Annotated in this window: 14 protein-coding genes and 1 other RNA gene; 11 read left to right on the top strand and 4 right to left on the bottom strand. The window is 65.7% G+C overall.

Going from position 1 to position 16,538, the window contains the following annotated elements; genetic code table 11:
* Nucleotides 1-10: 10 nt before the first annotated feature.
* The 10 genes from ACCQ09_RS06615 (at nt 11) to ACCQ09_RS06570 (ending at nt 9,476) form a co-directional block, all read left to right on the top strand.
* Nucleotides 11-1,447, top strand: a complete 1,437-nt coding sequence (locus tag ACCQ09_RS06615) for an RNA polymerase factor sigma-54 (RefSeq protein WP_011037929.1) — start codon at nt 11-13, stop codon at nt 1,445-1,447.
* A gap of 87 nt (nt 1,448-1,534) precedes the next feature.
* Nucleotides 1,535-1,852, top strand: coding sequence for a ribosome hibernation-promoting factor, HPF/YfiA family (gene hpf, locus ACCQ09_RS06610; protein WP_011037930.1), 318 nt, complete (start codon nt 1,535-1,537; stop codon nt 1,850-1,852).
* A gap of 21 nt (nt 1,853-1,873) precedes the next feature.
* On the top strand, nt 1,874-2,332 hold the full coding sequence (locus ACCQ09_RS06605) for a PTS sugar transporter subunit IIA (protein WP_016944116.1): 459 nt from the start codon (nt 1,874-1,876) through the stop codon (nt 2,330-2,332).
* Complete coding sequence (gene hprK / locus ACCQ09_RS06600; RefSeq protein ID WP_016904610.1) at nt 2,329-3,279, top strand: HPr(Ser) kinase/phosphatase; 951 nt, start codon at nt 2,329-2,331, stop codon at nt 3,277-3,279. Before ACCQ09_RS06605 ends, hprK begins: the two co-directional genes overlap by 4 nt.
* Nucleotides 3,276-4,148 carry an RNase adapter RapZ gene (rapZ, locus tag ACCQ09_RS06595; protein WP_014508477.1) on the top strand — a complete coding sequence of 291 codons (873 nt, stop codon included), beginning with the start codon at nt 3,276-3,278 and terminating at the stop codon, nt 4,146-4,148. Before hprK ends, rapZ begins: the two co-directional genes overlap by 4 nt.
* 486 nt (nt 4,149-4,634) lie before the next feature.
* On the top strand, nt 4,635-5,027 hold the full coding sequence (locus ACCQ09_RS06590) for a PTS sugar transporter subunit IIA (RefSeq protein ID WP_011037933.1): 393 nt from the start codon (nt 4,635-4,637) through the stop codon (nt 5,025-5,027).
* Entirely contained in the window at nt 5,020-5,289 is a 270-nt protein-coding gene (locus ACCQ09_RS06585) for an HPr family phosphocarrier protein (protein WP_011037934.1), read from the top strand. The genes ACCQ09_RS06590 and ACCQ09_RS06585 overlap by 8 nt, the downstream gene beginning before the upstream one ends.
* Before the next feature lie 58 nt (nt 5,290-5,347).
* Nucleotides 5,348-7,078 carry a phosphoenolpyruvate--protein phosphotransferase gene (gene ptsP / locus ACCQ09_RS06580; RefSeq protein WP_040940920.1) on the top strand — a complete coding sequence of 577 codons (1,731 nt, stop codon included), beginning with the start codon at nt 5,348-5,350 and terminating at the stop codon, nt 7,076-7,078.
* A 143-nt stretch (nt 7,079-7,221) separates the two neighbouring features.
* Complete coding sequence (gene mgtE / locus ACCQ09_RS06575; RefSeq protein ID WP_011037936.1) at nt 7,222-8,583, top strand: magnesium transporter; 1,362 nt, start codon at nt 7,222-7,224, stop codon at nt 8,581-8,583.
* 98 nt (nt 8,584-8,681) lie between these two features.
* The gene (locus tag ACCQ09_RS06570; RefSeq protein ID WP_040940918.1) at nt 8,682-9,476 is read left to right on the top strand and encodes a carboxylesterase family protein; all 795 of its coding nucleotides are present in this window, start codon (nt 8,682-8,684) and stop codon (nt 9,474-9,476) included.
* Nucleotides 9,477-9,751: 275 nt separating this feature from the next.
* On the opposite strand, the gene cydB is transcribed toward ACCQ09_RS06570, so the two are convergent.
* The 4 genes from cydB to ACCQ09_RS06550 all read right to left on the bottom strand — a co-directional run bounded on the left by cydB (nt 9,752) and on the right by ACCQ09_RS06550 (nt 15,409).
* Nucleotides 9,752-10,768 (bottom strand): cytochrome d ubiquinol oxidase subunit II, encoded by a 1,017-nt coding sequence (cydB, locus tag ACCQ09_RS06565; RefSeq protein WP_011269599.1) that lies wholly within the window; start codon nt 10,766-10,768, stop codon nt 9,752-9,754.
* A complete protein-coding gene (locus ACCQ09_RS06560) occupies nt 10,768-12,165 on the bottom strand; it encodes a cytochrome ubiquinol oxidase subunit I (protein WP_040940917.1) in 1,398 nt (465 codons plus the stop codon). Before ACCQ09_RS06560 ends, cydB begins: the two co-directional genes overlap by 1 nt.
* A 366-nt stretch (nt 12,166-12,531) precedes the next feature.
* Nucleotides 12,532-13,917, bottom strand: a complete 1,386-nt coding sequence (locus ACCQ09_RS06555; RefSeq protein ID WP_011037940.1) for an amino acid permease — start codon at nt 13,915-13,917, stop codon at nt 12,532-12,534.
* 430 nt (nt 13,918-14,347) lie between these two features.
* Nucleotides 14,348-15,409: a pectate lyase family protein gene (locus ACCQ09_RS06550; RefSeq protein ID WP_011037941.1), complete on the bottom strand. Its 1,062-nt coding sequence runs from the start codon at nt 15,407-15,409 to the stop codon at nt 14,348-14,350.
* Nucleotides 15,410-16,450: 1,041 nt separating this feature from the next.
* Here ACCQ09_RS06550 and ACCQ09_RS06545 point away from each other — a divergent pair.
* Nucleotides 16,451-16,523, top strand: a non-coding RNA gene (locus ACCQ09_RS06545) — sX9 sRNA.
* The last annotated feature ends 15 nt before the right edge of the window (nt 16,524-16,538 follow it).

The following is a 16,538-nucleotide window of genomic DNA, read 5'->3' as shown; positions in this document are numbered from 1 at the left end:
TAGTGTCCGCATGAAAGCCCGGCTCCAGACATCGTTAGGACAGCAGTTGGTCATGACGCCGCAATTGCGTCAGGCGATCAAACTATTGCAGATGTCCACCACCGAGCTGGAAGTGGAAATCGCCGAAGCGGTGGAGACCAATCCACTGCTGGAGTGGGCCGACGAAGCCGCGCACGCGGCCAGCGAGGCGCCGGTCGAACCGTCGCCCTCCGCCTCCAACGAAGAACGCCAACGCGACGAGCCGGCGCCTGCCGAGCGCGACGACGACTGGTCGCAGGACGAGCTGCAGTGGACCGGCACTGGCAGTGGCGGCAGCTTCGACGATGACGACAACGGCGACGCCGCCGAACGCGTGGCCGAGTCCGAAACCCTGGCCGACCACCTGTTGTGGCAGTTGCACCTGTCACCGTTGTCGCCAAGGGACCGCCAGATCGGCGCGATCCTGATCGATGCCCTGGACGAAGACGGCTACCTGCGCGAGCCGCTCAGCGCGATTCTGGAGACGCTCAACCTTGGCAACGTGGACGAGGCCGAAGTACTGACAGTGCTGCACCAGATCCAGCGCTTCGACCCGGTGGGCATCGGTGCGCGCTCGCTGGGCGAATGTCTGGCGCTGCAACTGCAGGTGCTCGATGCGGCGACGCCGGCGCGCGAGCTGGCGCTGCAGATCGTGGCCGGGCCGCTGGAGCGGCTGCCGCGCAGCGGCATTGCCGGCCTGGCCCACGAACTCAAGCGCTCTGCCGCCGATGTCGAGCAGGCCGTGCAGCTGGTGCGCTCGCTGGACCCGCGCCCGGGCAAGCAGATCAGCGCGCTGTCGCAGGACACCTATGTAGTGCCGGACTGTGTGATCTGGCGCCAGCGTGGCGTCTGGCGCGCCGCCCTGGCTGGCCGCGCGCAACCGAAGGTGACCATCCACCGCGGCTACGAGCAACTGATCCGCAGCTGCGGCGAATCCGACGCCGGCTACCTGCGCGGCCAGCTACAGGAAGCGCGCTGGCTGCTCAAGAGCCTGGAGGCGCGCGGCGAGACCCTGCTGCGGGTGGTGCGCTGCCTGCTGCAGCACCAGGCCGGGTTTCTGGAGTTCGGCGCGCAAGCGCTGCGCCCGCTGACCCTGCGCGAGATCGCCGGTGAGCTGGGCCTGCACGAATCGACGATTTCGCGTGCCATTGCCCGCAAGTACGTGCGCACGCCGCGCGGCACCATCCCGCTGCGCTCGTTCTTTGCCTCCGGCATCGACACCGACAGCGGCGGCGAGGCTTCCAGCACGGCGATCCAGGCGATGATCCGGCGCCTGATCGATGCGGAAAACCCGCGCAAACCCTTGTCGGACGCCAAGTTGGCAGATCTGTTGAAAACTTCCGGCGTACCAGTAGCGCGCCGCACCGTTGCGAAGTATCGTGAGGCCATGAACATTTCCGCCTCCCACGAACGCGTGCGCATCGCCTGACGTTGCAACCACCGCAACGCCGGCCTATGCCGGGTTCGCCGGACCACCGGAAAGGTTCATTGGCCCACCGACCAATGGAGGTATCCGATGCGTATCGAGACGTATGGCCACCAGCTTGAAGTGACCCCCGCCCTGCGGGACTACGTGGCAAGCAAGCTGCAGCGCCTGCAGCGCCACTTCGACCAGCACTGTGAAGTCCGAACCCAGTTGGCCGTCCGCAAGCCAGACCACCATGTGGTTGCCACCGTCAACCTCCCCGGCCGCACCCTGCACGCCGATGCCAGCGGTTCCACCATGTATGCCGCCATCGACCTGCTGGTCGACAAGCTCGACCGCCTGGTGCTCAAGCACAAAGAGAAGAAATGTAACCACCACGCCCGCGAGGTGCGCGACAATCCTGCATGACGCTTCTCGCTTGATGCCCTCATGCCTTTAACCGATCTGATGGCGGCCGTGCGCACCATGGTGTCGCCGGCCGCCGATCGCGACACCGTCCTGCATACCGCCGCCGAGCTGCTGTCCTGCCGCCAGGCCGGTACCGACGAACTATTTGCCAACCTGTGCGAGCGCGAAGCCCTTGGCAGCACCGCCATCGGCCACGGCATTGCCATTCCGCACGGGCGCTGCCCCAACCTCACCGAACCGCGCGGCGCCTTGCTGCGGCTGCAGACGCCGGTGGAGTTCGGCGCCGAAGAAGCTGTGGACCTGGTGTTTGCGATGGCGGTGCCCGCGCATTACACGCATCAGCACCTGATGCTGTTGTCGGAACTGGCCGAGCGCTTTTCTGACAGCCAATTTCGCCAGCAGCTGCGCGCCGCGCCCGATGCGCAAGCGCTGATGGCGCTGCTGACCGAGGTACCGCCCCCACACGCGAGCGCCGCATGAATACCAGCATCACCGCACGTGAGCTGTTCGACCAGCAGCGTGACAAGCTGGCGCTGCGCTGGGTTGCCGGGCAAAAGGGCGAGCACCGCGAAATCGAAGCCGGCAGCAATAATGCGCGCCGCCCCTCGCTGGCCGGCTACCTCAATGTGATCTACCCAAACAAGGTGCAGATTCTCGGCACCGAGGAGCTGGCGTGGCTCGATTCACTGGATGCGCGGCAACGCTGGGAGACGATCGAAAAGATCATCCAGGTGCAGCCGCTGGCACTGGCGATCAGCAAGAACCAGTCCTGCCCGGAAGACTTGCGCGCGGCGGCGGATGAATCCAATACCCCGCTGTGGATCTCGCCCAAGCGCGGCCATGAGCTGCTCAACCACCTTTCCTACCATCTGGCGCGCACGCTGGCACCGCGGGTCACGCTGCATGGCGTGTTCATGGAGATCTATTCGATCGGCGTATTGATCACCGGCGAAGCCGGCTCGGGCAAGAGCGAACTGGCGCTGGAACTGCTCAGCCGCGGGCACCGCCTGGTGGCCGACGACGCACCGGAATTCACCCAGATCGCGCCGGACGTACTCGACGGCACCTGCCCCGAGCTGTTGCAGGATCTGCTGGAAGTGCGCGGCCTGGGCGTGTTGAACGTGCGCGACATGTTCGGCGACACCGCGGTGAAGAAGAACAAGTACCTGCGCCTGATCGTGCACCTGACCCGGCCGATGACCGAGCCCACGCCTTCCGGCTATGAGCGCCTGACCGGTGATTCCGGCAGCCGCCACGTGCTGGATCTGGACGTGCCGCTGATCACCCTGCCGGTGATGCCCGGCCGCAACCTGGCCGTGCTGACCGAGGCGGCCACCCGCCTGCACATCCTGCGCACCAAGGGCATCGACCCGGCGGCGATGTTCATCGCCCGCCACAGCAACCTGCTGGAGCGACGCACCCCATGAGCATTGCCGCGTCCACCTTGATGATCGTCAGCGGGTTGTCCGGCTCCGGCAAGTCGGTGGCGCTGAAGACCTTCGAAGACCTCGACTATTACTGTTCGGACAATCTGCCGGTCGAGTTGCTGCCGGACTTTGTGCGCAGCCGGCTGCGGGGCAACCCGCTCGGCGACCAGCGCCTGGCAGTGGGCATCGATGTGCGCAGCCGCAGCGACCTGACCCAGCTGGCGCAGTGGCGGCAGGCCGCGCAGGAATACGGCATCGAGGCCCGCCTGCTGTTTTTCGAAGCCAGCGACGAAGCCCTGCTCAAGCGTTACGCCGATACCCGCCGCCGCCATCCGCTCAGCCAGCTCGGCCTGGCGTTGCCGGAAGCGATCACCCGCGAGCGCGAATTGACCGCGCCGCTGCGTGCGCAGGCCGATGCCATCATCGATACCAGCGCGCTCAACGTGCACCAACTGCGCCGACGCGTTGTCACCGAGTTCGCGCTGGGCAACAGCGACCGCTTGTCGCTGCTGTTCGAATCCTTCGCCTACAAGCGCGGCGTGCCGGCCGAGGCCGACTTCGTGTTCGATGCGCGTGTGCTGCCCAACCCGCACTGGGACCCGGAGCTGCGCCCACTCACCGGCCGCGATGCCGGCGTGCGCGATTACCTGGACAAGGAGCCGGACGTGATCCGCTATTCGGCGCAGATCGTGGACCTGCTCGATACCTGGCTGCCGCGCCTGCGCAACGACACCCGCAGCTACGTCACCATCGCGTTCGGCTGCACCGGCGGCAAGCACCGCTCGGTGTATCTGGCCGAACGCATGGCCCGGCATGCGCGCGAACAGGGCTGGCCGGAAGTAGCGACGTTTCATCGCGAGCAGGATTGAATCTCGGAATTGGGGAATCGGGATTTGGGAATCGTTGAAGCGGTGTGATGCGGTCTGCAGCGTGGCTGGTCAGCTGGAGGGAGCCTTGCGTTTGCCTGATGCGGCTACTGTGCGCGCTTGATGTGATTGGGCGTCGCGGAGCAGAGCGTGCGCCCGACGCATTTATTGCATTGCTCCATCTCCACGCGGTCGACCGCGCTGACCCAAGCGATAGGGGTCGGCACGCATGGCGAATTGGAAACACGGCAAAGGCATCGCCAAGTAGCGCAGGCTACGAGCATCGCCGCTGATCAACCCACTGCAGCGCTCGCTTGCCGCAATACCGGTGCAGACGCAACGGACGTCACATCGTCACGCTGTCAGCGGAGCGCGCATCGCCTGCAATCCACGCCCAATTGCAGCAGGCTAAACGCCCATTCATTTCGCAACACATCGGTGCCCGGCAAACGCTATCGCGTGGTCATGCTGACCTGTTAACGTTTCGGCATGGCCTGTGGCATTCTCCTCATTACTCATCCCGGCATCGGCGCAGCGTTCTTGGACGTGGCGACGGGGCTGTTGCGGCATTTGCCGTTGAAGACCGAATCCTTCGAGGTTCCGCTCGATGCAGACCTGGACGCGTTATTGCCCCAGGCCTCGGCAGCGATGCGTCGGGTCGACAGCGGCGACGGCGTGTTGGTCATGACCGACCTGTACGGCGCCAGCCCCAGCAATCTCGCCAGTCGGCTGGCCAAGCTGGGCACCCCGGTTCGCCGTGTGTCTGCGCTCAGCCTGCCCATGCTGCTGCGGGTGATGAACTACCCCGAACAAGGTTTGCAGGAGCTGCCCGCCACCGCGGCGGCCGGTACCCGCAACGGAGCGATCATCGACGATGCTTGAACGCGAACTCATAGTTTCCAATCGACTGGGACTGCATGCGCGGGCAACCGCCAAGCTGGTGCAGACGCTGTCGTCCTTCCGCGCCAACGCCACGCTGGCGGCCAAGGGCCGCGAAGTGAATGCCAAGAGCATCATGGGCGTAATGCTACTGGCTGCCGGCCAGGGCACCAGCGTAATGGTGCGCCTGGATGGCGAAGACGAGGCCGAGGCGCTGCAGGCGTTGGTGGACCTGTTCGAGCGCCGATTCGACGAGGACAGCTGAGCATGCGCTGCGTCGGTGCCGTGCTGACCGACACGGCGCGGCTGCGCCAAGGCCGCGCATGAGTCTGCGCTTGCGCGGACATGCCGCCTCGCGCGGTAACGCATTGGGGCGCGCCCGCGTCCGCCAGAGCCACACACTGGAGGTGGCCGAGCAACGCGTGCCGGCCAACCAGGTCGAAACGCAGCTGCAGCGTCTGCACGCGGCCATTGCCGCCGCACGCACCGAGATGCAGCAACTGCGCGACCGCCTGCATGGCGCGCTGGCCCGCGAAGTGGGCGAATTCCTCGAACTGCACGCGCTGTTACTGGACGACCCGGAACTGCTGCAGGGGCTAGACGATCTGATTCGCACGCACCGCTACAGCGCCGACTACGCGCTGCGCGTGCAACGCGATCGTCTGGCGGCGGTGTTCGACGGCATGGAAGATGCCTACCTGCGCAGCCGCATGGACGATCTGGACCATGTGATCGGCCGCATCCATGCGTTTTTGCACAAGCGCGCGCCGGACCTCAAGGGCGTGGCCGGCGAGATCCTGGTGTGCGACAACGTGGCACCGTCGGAGCTGGCGCAGCTGCAGGCGCAAGGCGTGGTCGGCATCGTCACCACTGCCGGCAGTGCGCTCTCGCATAGCGCGATCCTGGCGCGCAGCCTGCACCTGCCCTTGGTGGTCGGCGTGGCCGACGCGGTGCAGCGGGTCAACGATGGCGACGTGCTGATCGTCGATGCCGGCTCCGGCCAGGTGATCGTCGACCCCACGCCCGAGCATCTGCGCGACTACCGCGAACGCCTGCGCACGCTGGCCAAGGAACAACGCGAACTGGGCCGGTTGCGCTCCAAGCCGACCCGCACGCGCGACAACGTCGACATCACCCTGCTGGCCAATGCCGAGTCGCTGGAAGACGTGGCCAAGGCGCATGCGCTGGGCGCGAGCGGACTGGGGCTGTACCGCACCGAATTCCTGTTCCTGCAGCGCAACGAGCTGCCGGACGAAGACGAGCAGTTCCACACTTACCGCGACACCGTGCTGGGCATGAGCGGCCGGCCGGTGACGATCCGTACGCTGGATCTGGGCGCGGACAAGGCAGACCGCACCGGGCTCACCCTGAGCGATGAGGACAACCCGGCGCTGGGCCTGCGCGGGGTGCGCCTGTCGCTTGCCCGGCCGGCGGTGGCCCAGGCACAGCTGCGCGCGATCCTGCGCGCGTCCGGCTACGGCCCGGTGCGCATCCTGGTGCCGATGGTCAGCGGGCGCGAGGAAATCCTGTTGGTGCGCAAACAGCTGAAAAAGCTCACCGCGCAGCTGCGCGACGAAGGCCACGAGATCGCCGAGCACATTCCGCTCGGCGCGATGATCGAGGTACCGGCGGCGGCATTGGCGCTGGACTGTTTCATCGACGACATCGACTTTTTGTCGATCGGCACCAACGACCTGGTGCAATACCTGCTGGCGGTGGACCGCAACAACGAGGCGCTGGGCGAGCTGTATTCGCCGTTGCATCCGGCGGTGCTGCGATTGATTGCGCAGGTCATCGCCACCGGGCGGGCGCACAACAAGCCGGTGGCCGTGTGTGGCGAAATCGCCGGCGACCCGCGCTTCGTGGCGATGCTGCTGGCGTTGGGCCTCACCGAGTTCAGCCTGCATCCGGCCACCTTGCTGGAGGTGCGCCGCGCGGTGCGCGACCTGCATCTGGGCCAGCTGCGCGTGCACGGCGAAAAACTGCTGCGCGCGCGCGACCGCAAGGGCATCGAAAAATGGCTGGCAAGCGTGGCGCAAGGCCTGCTGCACTGAGTTGCGCCACACCCGCGCCCACAGCGCGCGGGCACCGCTGCACATGCACTGTATGTTTCGTCACCGTGCGCAAGCGATAATGCCCTGCTGATCCAGCACCGCGGCCTCTGAAGAGACGCGTTCACTCCACCAGGGAGCCGCGCATGGCCGAAGCCGTCCGCCACGACAAGACCGCGCGCCAGCTACGCCTGCTGTCCGACGCGCTGGACAGCGGGCGTCTCGGGCCGGTACGCCGGTTGGTCAACACGTTGGCGCCGGCGGAGATCGGCAACCTGCTGGAATCACTGCCGCCGGGCAAGCGCGAGGTGGTGTGGGGGCTGGTCGACCCGGAAGACGATGGCGAGGTGCTGCTGCACGTCGGCGATGAAGTACGCGAAAGCCTGCTCGCCGACATGGACCCTGACGAAATCGTCGCCGCGGTCGAAGACCTGGACATCGATGACCTGGCAAACCTGGTCGAGGACCTGCCCGATACCGTCATCGACGAAGTGCTCAAGTCGATGGATCGCGAGAACCGCGAGCGGTTGGAACAGGTGCTTTCGTATCCGGAAGACACCGCCGGGCGCCTGATGAACCCGGACGTGGTGACGGTACGCGCCGACGTCAACGTGGACGTGGTGCTGCGCTACCTGCGCCTGCGCGGCGAGCTGCCCGACCACACCGATCACCTCTACGTGGTGAGCCGGCGCCACCAGTATCTGGGCCGGGTGCCGTTGGCGGCGCTGGTCACGCATGAAGACAGCACGCCGGTCAATCGGCTGATCGACGACGAGCAGCCGGCGATCGATGTCGGCGATGGGTCGGACGAAGTGGCGCGCCGCTTCTCCGACCATGACTGGATCTCCGCCCCGGTGGTGGACGACAACAACATCCTGCTCGGCCGCATCACCATCGATGACGTGGTCGACATCATCCGCGAGCAGGCCGAGCACCAGGCGTTGAGCGCCGCCGGCCTGGACGAGGACGAAGACATGTTCAGCCCGGCGCGGCGCGCGTTCCGCCGCCGCCTGATCTGGCTGGGCATCAACCTGTGCACCGCGTTCCTGGCCTCCAGCGTGGTCAGCCAGTTCGAAGGCACCATCGAAAAACTGGTCGCGCTGGCGGCGTTGATGCCGATCGTGGCCGGCATGGGCGGTAATGCCGGCACCCAGGTGCTGGCATTGATGGTGCGCGGCCTGGCGCTGGGGCAGATCGGCTCGTCCAACGTGATGACCTTGCTCAAGAAGGAACTGACCGTGGCGCTGATCAACGGCATGGTGCTGGGCATCGGGCTGGGCGTGATTGTGCTGGTGTGGTTCCGCCAACCGATGCTGTCGCTGGTGATTGGCACCGCATTGACCTTGAACATGCTCACCGCCGCGTTTGGTGGCGTGCTGGTGCCGGTGACGCTGAAGCGACTCGGCTTCGACCCTGCGCTGGCGGGCGGCGTGATCCTGACCACGCTGACCGATGTGATGGGCTTTTTGAGCTTCCTCGGCCTGGCCACCTTGATCCTGTTGCGCTGAGCCGATGACGCGCGCCGGGCCCTCGCCGCAACGCGACATGCCGCAACACGCGTTGGCGGCGATACTGCAGGCCTGTCTTTGCCAGGGAGTGCTGCGTGATGCGTCGTTGTCTTTTGCTGGTGGTGCTCGCGCTGCTGCTGGCCGGCTGTTCCAGCTTGGTTGACCGGCACCAGGACACCCGCCGCGGTCACTTCGTGACGCGCTCGCTGGAGATTGAAGGCCGGCACTATCAGTACCAGGTGTTTGTGCCGGTGGGCACGTCGCCGCAACCGCGGCCGATCGTGCTGTTCCTGCATGGCTCGGGCGAGCGTGGCGACAATGGCCGTAACCAGGCCGAGGTGGGCGTTGGCCCCTACCTCAGCGAACACACCGCCGACTTTCCCGCGCTGGTGGTGTTGCCGCAGGTACCGGACGACGAGGAATGGCTGGGGATCAATGCGCGCATGGCGATTGCCGCGCTGGATGCCACCATTGCCGAGTTTTCCGCCGACCCGCAGCGCACCTATCTCACCGGTATTTCAATGGGCGGCTATGGCGCCTGGGAAATCGGCCTGATGCAGCCGCAGCGCTTTGCCGCCATCGTGCCGATCTGCGGCGCGCTCAAGGCCCCGCGCGATGAGCGCCGCACCTTGTACGTGAGCCTGGTGGCACAGGAAGCCGACCCGTATACCGCGGCGGTCACGCGCCTGAAGCACGTGCCGATCTGGATGTTCCATGGCGCCAAGGACGAGGCGGTCCCGCCGCACGACGACCGCGCGCTGTACCGCGCCGCCAAGGGCGTGGGCGCCAACGTGCGTTACAGCGAATACCCCAACGGTAACCACAACGCCTGGGACGCCACCTACGCCGATCCGGCGATGTGGGACTGGATGTTCAAGCAGCGCCTGCGCTAGCTGGTTGGGAAGACCTCGACTTGGCCATCGCTGGCAAGGGCGCGGCTGGCATCTCCTGCGTGAACGTGCTGGTCTCGCTCGATCTGCCGTTGTAGCGCAACAGATCGCGCTGCGGCCCACTGGTCACCACAGCGGCAAGGCCGTTGTGGCGACTCGGCGCTGCACCCAGCCGCCCCCGCCCTAGCTTGGCTTCCCCGCGCAGCCCTGCCGTCGCTGTTCGTGCTCGCAGCGCGCTACGCGCACACGGCGCGCTCGGCTGCGCACGCCCGCAGCCTTCAGTGGTGATAGCCAGTCTCGGCGGTGATCTTGCCGCGGAACACGCGGTACGACCACACCGTGTAGCCCAGGATCAGCGGGAGCAGCAGCACCAGGCCGACCAGCGCAAACAGCTGCGAAGACGGTGGCGCGGCCGCCTGCCAGATCGTGTAGACCGGCGGCACCAGGTAGGGCCACATGCCCAGCACCAGCCCGAGGAAGCCGAGCACAAACAAGGCCATCGCCAGCAGGAACGGCGGCGTGTCCGGCTGGCCGGCGTCGGTGGCGCGCCACAACGCCACGCCAACCACCGCCACCAGCACCGGGATCGGCATCAGCCACAGGTAGTGCGCGCCTTCGAACCAGCGCTCCATCACGTGCGATTGCAGCGAGGGCAGCCACGCACTGACCAGGCCGATGAACACCAGCACCGTCAACGCGAGTGGCCGAGATAGCTGGCGCGCCAGTTGCTGCACGTGGCCGTCGGTCTTGAGGATCAGCCAGGTGCTGCCGAGCAGTGCATAGCCGGCCACCAATGCCGCGCCGGTGAGCATCGCGAACGGGCTGAACCAGCCCCAGATGCCGCCGACGTACCGGTCGTTCTCGATCGGCAAGCCCTGTACCAACGCCCCCAGGATCACGCCCTGCGCAAAGGTCGCCAGGATCGAACCGGCGGCAAACGCGTTACTCCACAGCCGCCGCGAGCGATGCGCCTTGAAGCGGAATTCAAACGCCACCCCGCGAAACACCAGCGCCATCACCATCAGCAGCACCGGTAGATACAGCGCCGACAGAATCACCGCATACGCCTTGGGAAACGCGGCGAGCAGCCCTGCCCCGCCCAGCACCAGCCAGGTTTCGTTGCCGTCCCAGATCGGCGCGGCAGTGTTCATCATCAGGTCCAGCTGCGCTTCGTCCTTGCGAAACGGCGCCAGGATGCCGATGCCGAGCACGAAGCCATCCAGCACCACGTACATCAACACGCCGAAACCGATCACCGCAAACCACGCCACCGGCAGGAAGGTCGTCATGTCCATCAGGCAGCTCCATCGATCGGTTCGTCGGCGGCCGACAGCGGCCGTGCGGGCGTGTGTTCGCCGTGATCCAGTTGCGGCGCATCGTGCGGGGTGGGCCCGAGCTTGCCGATCTTGACCAGGTACCAGATGCCCCAGCCGAACACGAAGGCGTAGCCGGCCACATACACCGCCATCGAGATGGCGGTCATCAACGTCGACTGCGGGCCCACCGCATCGGCGGTGCGCAGCAACCCATACACCACGTACGGCTGCCGCCCCATCTCGGTCACGAACCAGCCCGACACCAGCGCGATGAAGCCGCTCGGCAGCATCCAGCGCCAGGTGGCCAGCAACCAACGCCACTGCACCAGCTTGCCGCGCCACCAGGCAAACGCCGACACCCAGGCCACCACCAGCATCAGGCTGCCCAGCCCCACCATGATGCGGAACGCAAAAAACACCGGCAGCACGGGCGGGCGATCGGCGGCCGGCACCGTGGTCAGCGGCGCGATGCGGCCGTCCAGGCGATGGGTGAGGATCAAACTGCCCAGCCGCGGAATGGCGATCTCGTAATCGTTGCGCTCTTTCGCCGCGTTGGGCACCGCGAACACCACCAGCGGGAAGCCCTCCCCCGGCGCTTCGTCGTGCCAGTGCGCTTCCACCGCGGCGATCTTCATCGGCTGGTGCTCGAGCGTGTTCAAGCCATGCATGTCGCCAACAAAGATCTGCAGGGGCACGGTGATCGCCGCAAACGCCACCGCCAGCTTGAGCATGCGCAGGCCTGCCTCGCGGTGCACGCCACGATGCAGATACCACGCACCCACCGCGCCCACCACGAAGCAGGTGGTGATGAACGAACCCAGCGCCATGTGCGCCAACCGGTACGGGAACGACGGGTTGAAGATGATCTTCAGCCAGTCCACCGGATGCACGATGCCGTTGACCACCTCGTAGCCGGCCGGCGTCTGCAGCCAGCTGTTGGACGACAGGATCCAGAACGTGGAAAACAGCGTGCCCAGCGCCACCATGCAGGTGGCGAAGAAATGCAGGCGCTCGGAAATCCGGCCCCAGCCGAACATCATCACGCCCAGGAAGCTGGCTTCCAGAAAGAACGCGGTGAGCACTTCATAGCTGAGCAACGGACCGATCACGCTGCCGGCAATGCGGCTCAGTTCCGGCCAGTTGGCACCGAACTGGAACGCCATCACGATGCCGCTGACCACGCCCATGCCGAAGGACACGGCGAAGATCTTCTGCCAGAAAAAATACAGCTCGCGCCAGACCGGCAGGCGGGTGCGCAACCAGCGCCATTCCAGAAATGCCAACAGGCTGGACAAGCCGATGGTGAACGCGGGAAACAACACGTGGAACGCGATGACGAACCCGAACTGGATCCGTGACAACAGCAGGGCGTCCATGGAGAAAGCTCCAGGAAAGTGGGGATGACCGCAAGCGCGCAGGCTGCGGATCGATCGCCGAGGAATCCCTGTGGTGTGCGAGCAGATCCTTCGTGCGACAGGATCATGATAGGGACGCGTGCGCCCGTTCCCGATGCGACACGGCGTCGCACTGCGTCAACGTGTCGCGTCGCAATTGCGTTGAATCAAGGCATCCGGCTGCGTTGCAGCGCCGTACCGGGCGACTGCGAACGCGCGGCATCGCGCTATCGCGCAGGTATCACGCGTCTGCCATTGACTGCCAACCAACACACACGGCCACGTGAGCGCCGTTCGCCACGCTGCTGCTAGCGGCGCACGCAGGCGCCGCCTGTCAGCCAATACGGTCTAGCGCTTGCGCATCCGCCGCGCCAGCTCGCTCACCAGCGCGATGCCGGCGGTGAGCCCCACCATCGACAGGAACTGCGCGCGGGTGTCGGCCGACAATGCCAGCAGCACGAAGATCACCGCCAGGATCGCCAACGCCAGTAGCGTCAGTACCGGGTAGCCACGCATGCGGAACGGCAAGGCGATGCCGGCGCGGTCGGCGCGTGCACGCAGGATCAACTGCGACAGCAACGAGATCGTCCACACCAGCAAACAGGTGGCACCGACGATATTCAGCAGCATCGGCAGCACCTTGCCGGGATACAGCAACTCCAGCACCGCGGCGGCAAAGCCGAACAACACGCTGGCGATCACCGCCACCAGCGGCACCTGCTGGCGGCTGGTGTTGCCCAGCCAACGGGGCGCTTCACCGCGCTGGGCCAGCGAGAAGATCATGCGCGAGGCACCATAGAGATTGGCATTGAGCGCCGACAACAGCGCCACCACCGCCACCAGCGTGATGCCGGTTGCCGCACCAGGAATGCGCGCGACTTCCAGCACAGCGGCAAACGGCGAACTCAGTGCATCACTGGTCCAGGGCACCACCGCGACGATGACGCTGATCGAGCCGATATAGAACACCAGAATGCGCCAGGCCACCGTGCGGATGGTGCGCGCCAGGCTGCGCCCGGGGTCGGCGGTTTCCGCTGCCGCCACCGCCACGATCTCGGTACCGCCGAAGGCGAACACCACCACCAGCAGTGCGGTGCCGATGCCGGCCAGGCCCTTGGGCGCGAACCCGCCGTGCTGGGTGAAATTGGAGAGCCCCGGCGACGCCACGCCCGGCAGCAACCCGGCCAGCAGCGCACCGCCAATCATCAGGAAGATCAGGATCGCCACCACCTTGAGGATGGCGAACCAGAATTCGAACTCACCGAAATTGCGCACGCCCAGCAGGTTGATCACGGTGAAGGTGGCCATGAACACCGACGCCAGCATCGGCACCGGCAAGGCCGGCCACACCGTGGCCAGCAGACTTGCCGCGCCCACTGCTTCGGCGGCGATCACCACCACGATCTGCAGCCACCATAACCAGCCGACGGTTGCGCCGGCGGTCGGCCCCATGGCATCGGCCGCGTAGACCGAAAACGCGCCGCTGGCCGGCTTGGCCGCGGCCATTTCACCGAGCGCGTTCATCACGATGATCACCAGCGCGCCGGCGATCAGATAGGACACGAGCACGGCCGGGCCGGCCGCGTGGATGCCGACCCCCGAGCCGAGAAACAGGCCTGCGCCGATCGCCGTGCCCAGGCCCATCATCATCAATTGCCGGGGTTTGAGCGCATGACGCAGCGCAGGCGCAGCGGACGAAGCAGTCTCAGCAACAGGATCGGTCGGAAGCGGCATGGACAGGATCGACGATGACGGGAACGCGACACGATACCGCGTCGCGGGCTCCGCCGCGCCTCTTGACGGCGGCACCGCCACCGCCTCCGGCCGCGAGCCCTGTAGCGGCGTGCGCGGTGCAACGGCGGCCACGCACGTGCAGGCCGTGCGCTGCCCGTGCGCTCCTTGCTGCAGCCGTGCGGACATCGCCACGGGCACGCATGACATGCTGAACCACGCACCTGGCAGGCGGCGACGGAACAGGCCGCACGCCATGCGGTGAGCACCGCGTCGTCCTCGCCCCCCTCGCCCACGCCGCATCGCCCTCGGTTAGCGCCTCGTAGGCCCAGCGATGCCGGTGGGTGCAACGGGCACTTCGCTTGGCGAACCGCTTGAAAAAGAAACCCCGACCAAGGCCGGGGTTTCAGTCATACAGGGTAGCGCCACGCCATCACTCGGCCAGGTTCTTGCCCGCCCCTGCGGTGGCGATCACCTTGGCCTTGACCTGCGCAGCCGGCGTGACCGTGTAGATGTAGCCCAGCGATTCGGGGAACACCTTGGTGCTGATCCAGTTGGTGGCATTGGCGTAGGGCTTGCTGCCATCGGGCGTGCCCCAGGTGATGCCGCTGCCGACGTAGTTGTTGATCAGGTCCCAGTAGCCGATCTCGCTGCTGTCGCGCGAGGTCACCGGGTTCTTGATGTTCTCGAAGTAATTGGACTCGATCTTGGCAATGCCGCCCATGCGTACATTGATGCCGGAGGTGGTGACGTTGTTGAAGTAGTTGTTGTAGATGTGGCTCAAGCCACGGCGCTGCAGCGGCACGCGCGATTCCACATTCTCGAAGCGGTTGTGGTGGTAGGTGGTACGCGCGGCCGAGTTCTTGGTGTCACTGTCGCTGTAACCGTTCAACGCCACCTTCTGGTAGTTGTAGACGTAGTTGTAGGACACGGTGACGTGATGCACGCCCTTCTTCATGTCGATGCCGCCATCGAAGGAGGCATCACCGGCGCCGGAGCACTTGGTGAGCGAGGCGAATACCGTGTTGTGGTCGACCCAGATCTTGGACGGCTCGCCACTGGAGTTGCCTTCCAGCGAAATCGAATCGGCATCTTCGCCGCCCTGCAACAGACCGATGGTCATGTTCTGGATGATCACGTTGTGCGCATTGCCCACCACGCGAATACCGAAGTTGGCAGCCGAGCCGTTGGCACCCTTGATGGTGACATCGCTCTTGTTCTTGATCTGCACGGTCTTGGCGGGCAGCTTCCACTGCGCGCAGACATCCTTGATGGTGCCGAAGTCGAACTTGCCGGTGTAGTTCAGCACCAGGCCGCCGCTGCCGGAGTAGCTGTCGATGGCCGACTGCATCGCCTCGAACGTGGCCACATTCACCGGAACCTTATTGCCGCCGCCGGTGGTGGCGGCACCGTAGCCGACCGGACCTGCGATCGCGCCCGCAGCGCAAGCGGACAGTGCAAGCGCGAGTGCGCCCTGAAGCGTTTTGCTAGTCATGCAGCCTCTCCCAATGGAATTCGAAAACGCTGCAGGGCGTCAGCGAGTGCATGACGACGGCAACGCGGTGCGTGGGGGCGTGCATTCTTCGCGCGTCTTGAAACAGAAAACAATTATCCAGTTGTGGAAATTTGACAGACCGCGGCATTCGCGCAGAGAGACACGCAAAAGAGACAGCAATGGACAGCGGAGACAGGACACCGTGCCACTGCGCTGCAACATGTCTTGTGCGTGTGATTGCTGCATGCTGCGATGGCATGCCGTTGTGCATGCGCTACTGCGCTATGCAGCGCGCCGCGCCGCGTTGCAGCGAAGCGAACGACACTCAACGCGACGCGTCACGGCCGCGCTTGATCACCACGCAGCCACAGCGCGCCGATGATCAGCAGCTCAGTTTGGTTGGAATTTCAGGCCTAATGCGCGGCTGCCGCATCAATCACGCGCGCGCGTGCATCACCGCTAGGAGATCCATCGCGTCGTGTTTGCAAGCTCTTCCAAACCGATCATCGATACAGGTTGCAGATGCGCGCCTGCAGCAGCAGCGCGATCGCCCAGAGTCTTACGGATGGCGCATGGGTCAATGCTGCGCACGCGATGATCGGCTGAGTCGGCCAGGCGAAGGCGAGCACTGCCGAGCGTGCGCGAGTGGCGCGTTCGCGCGCATCGGATGGTGCTATCGAGCGCGGCGGCGAATGCTGCGTACAGTTATGGGGATGAAGCGCAACGTAGTGCGCAGCACTAACAGACAAGGCCGCAGCATGATGCTGTACGCATGCTCGGCACGACGGTGCGGGCTTGGCTGGCCGGACAGGCGGCGGCGATCAAGACGGCTCGAAGGCGCGCATGGCTCAACGCCGCAACGTGCATGTAGGAGCCAAGGCAGAGCTGCGCATCACTCCCGTCTCCTGTGCGTGGCCATGAACACGCTGCCACGCCCGCGCGATGCTGGTGCGGCTCGGCACCCGATGACGTCTAACTAAGAGCGGCCATCAAAAAGACTGCGCAGCCGCCAGGCGGCCGCGGCCGGTGCTCGAAATCGGCATGTACCCCCACACACGCCGGTTCCTCCGCGCCGCACGCACCCACCTGGCGACTGCTCGCTACTTTGTTAGCCAGCTCTAAGTGTCCA

This window comes from Xanthomonas sp. NCPPB 2586 (genome assembly GCF_041475775.2).
GTDB classification, from domain to species: Bacteria; Pseudomonadota; Gammaproteobacteria; order Xanthomonadales; family Xanthomonadaceae; genus Xanthomonas; species Xanthomonas campestris.
This window is presented reverse-complemented; position numbering and strand designations above follow the sequence as displayed.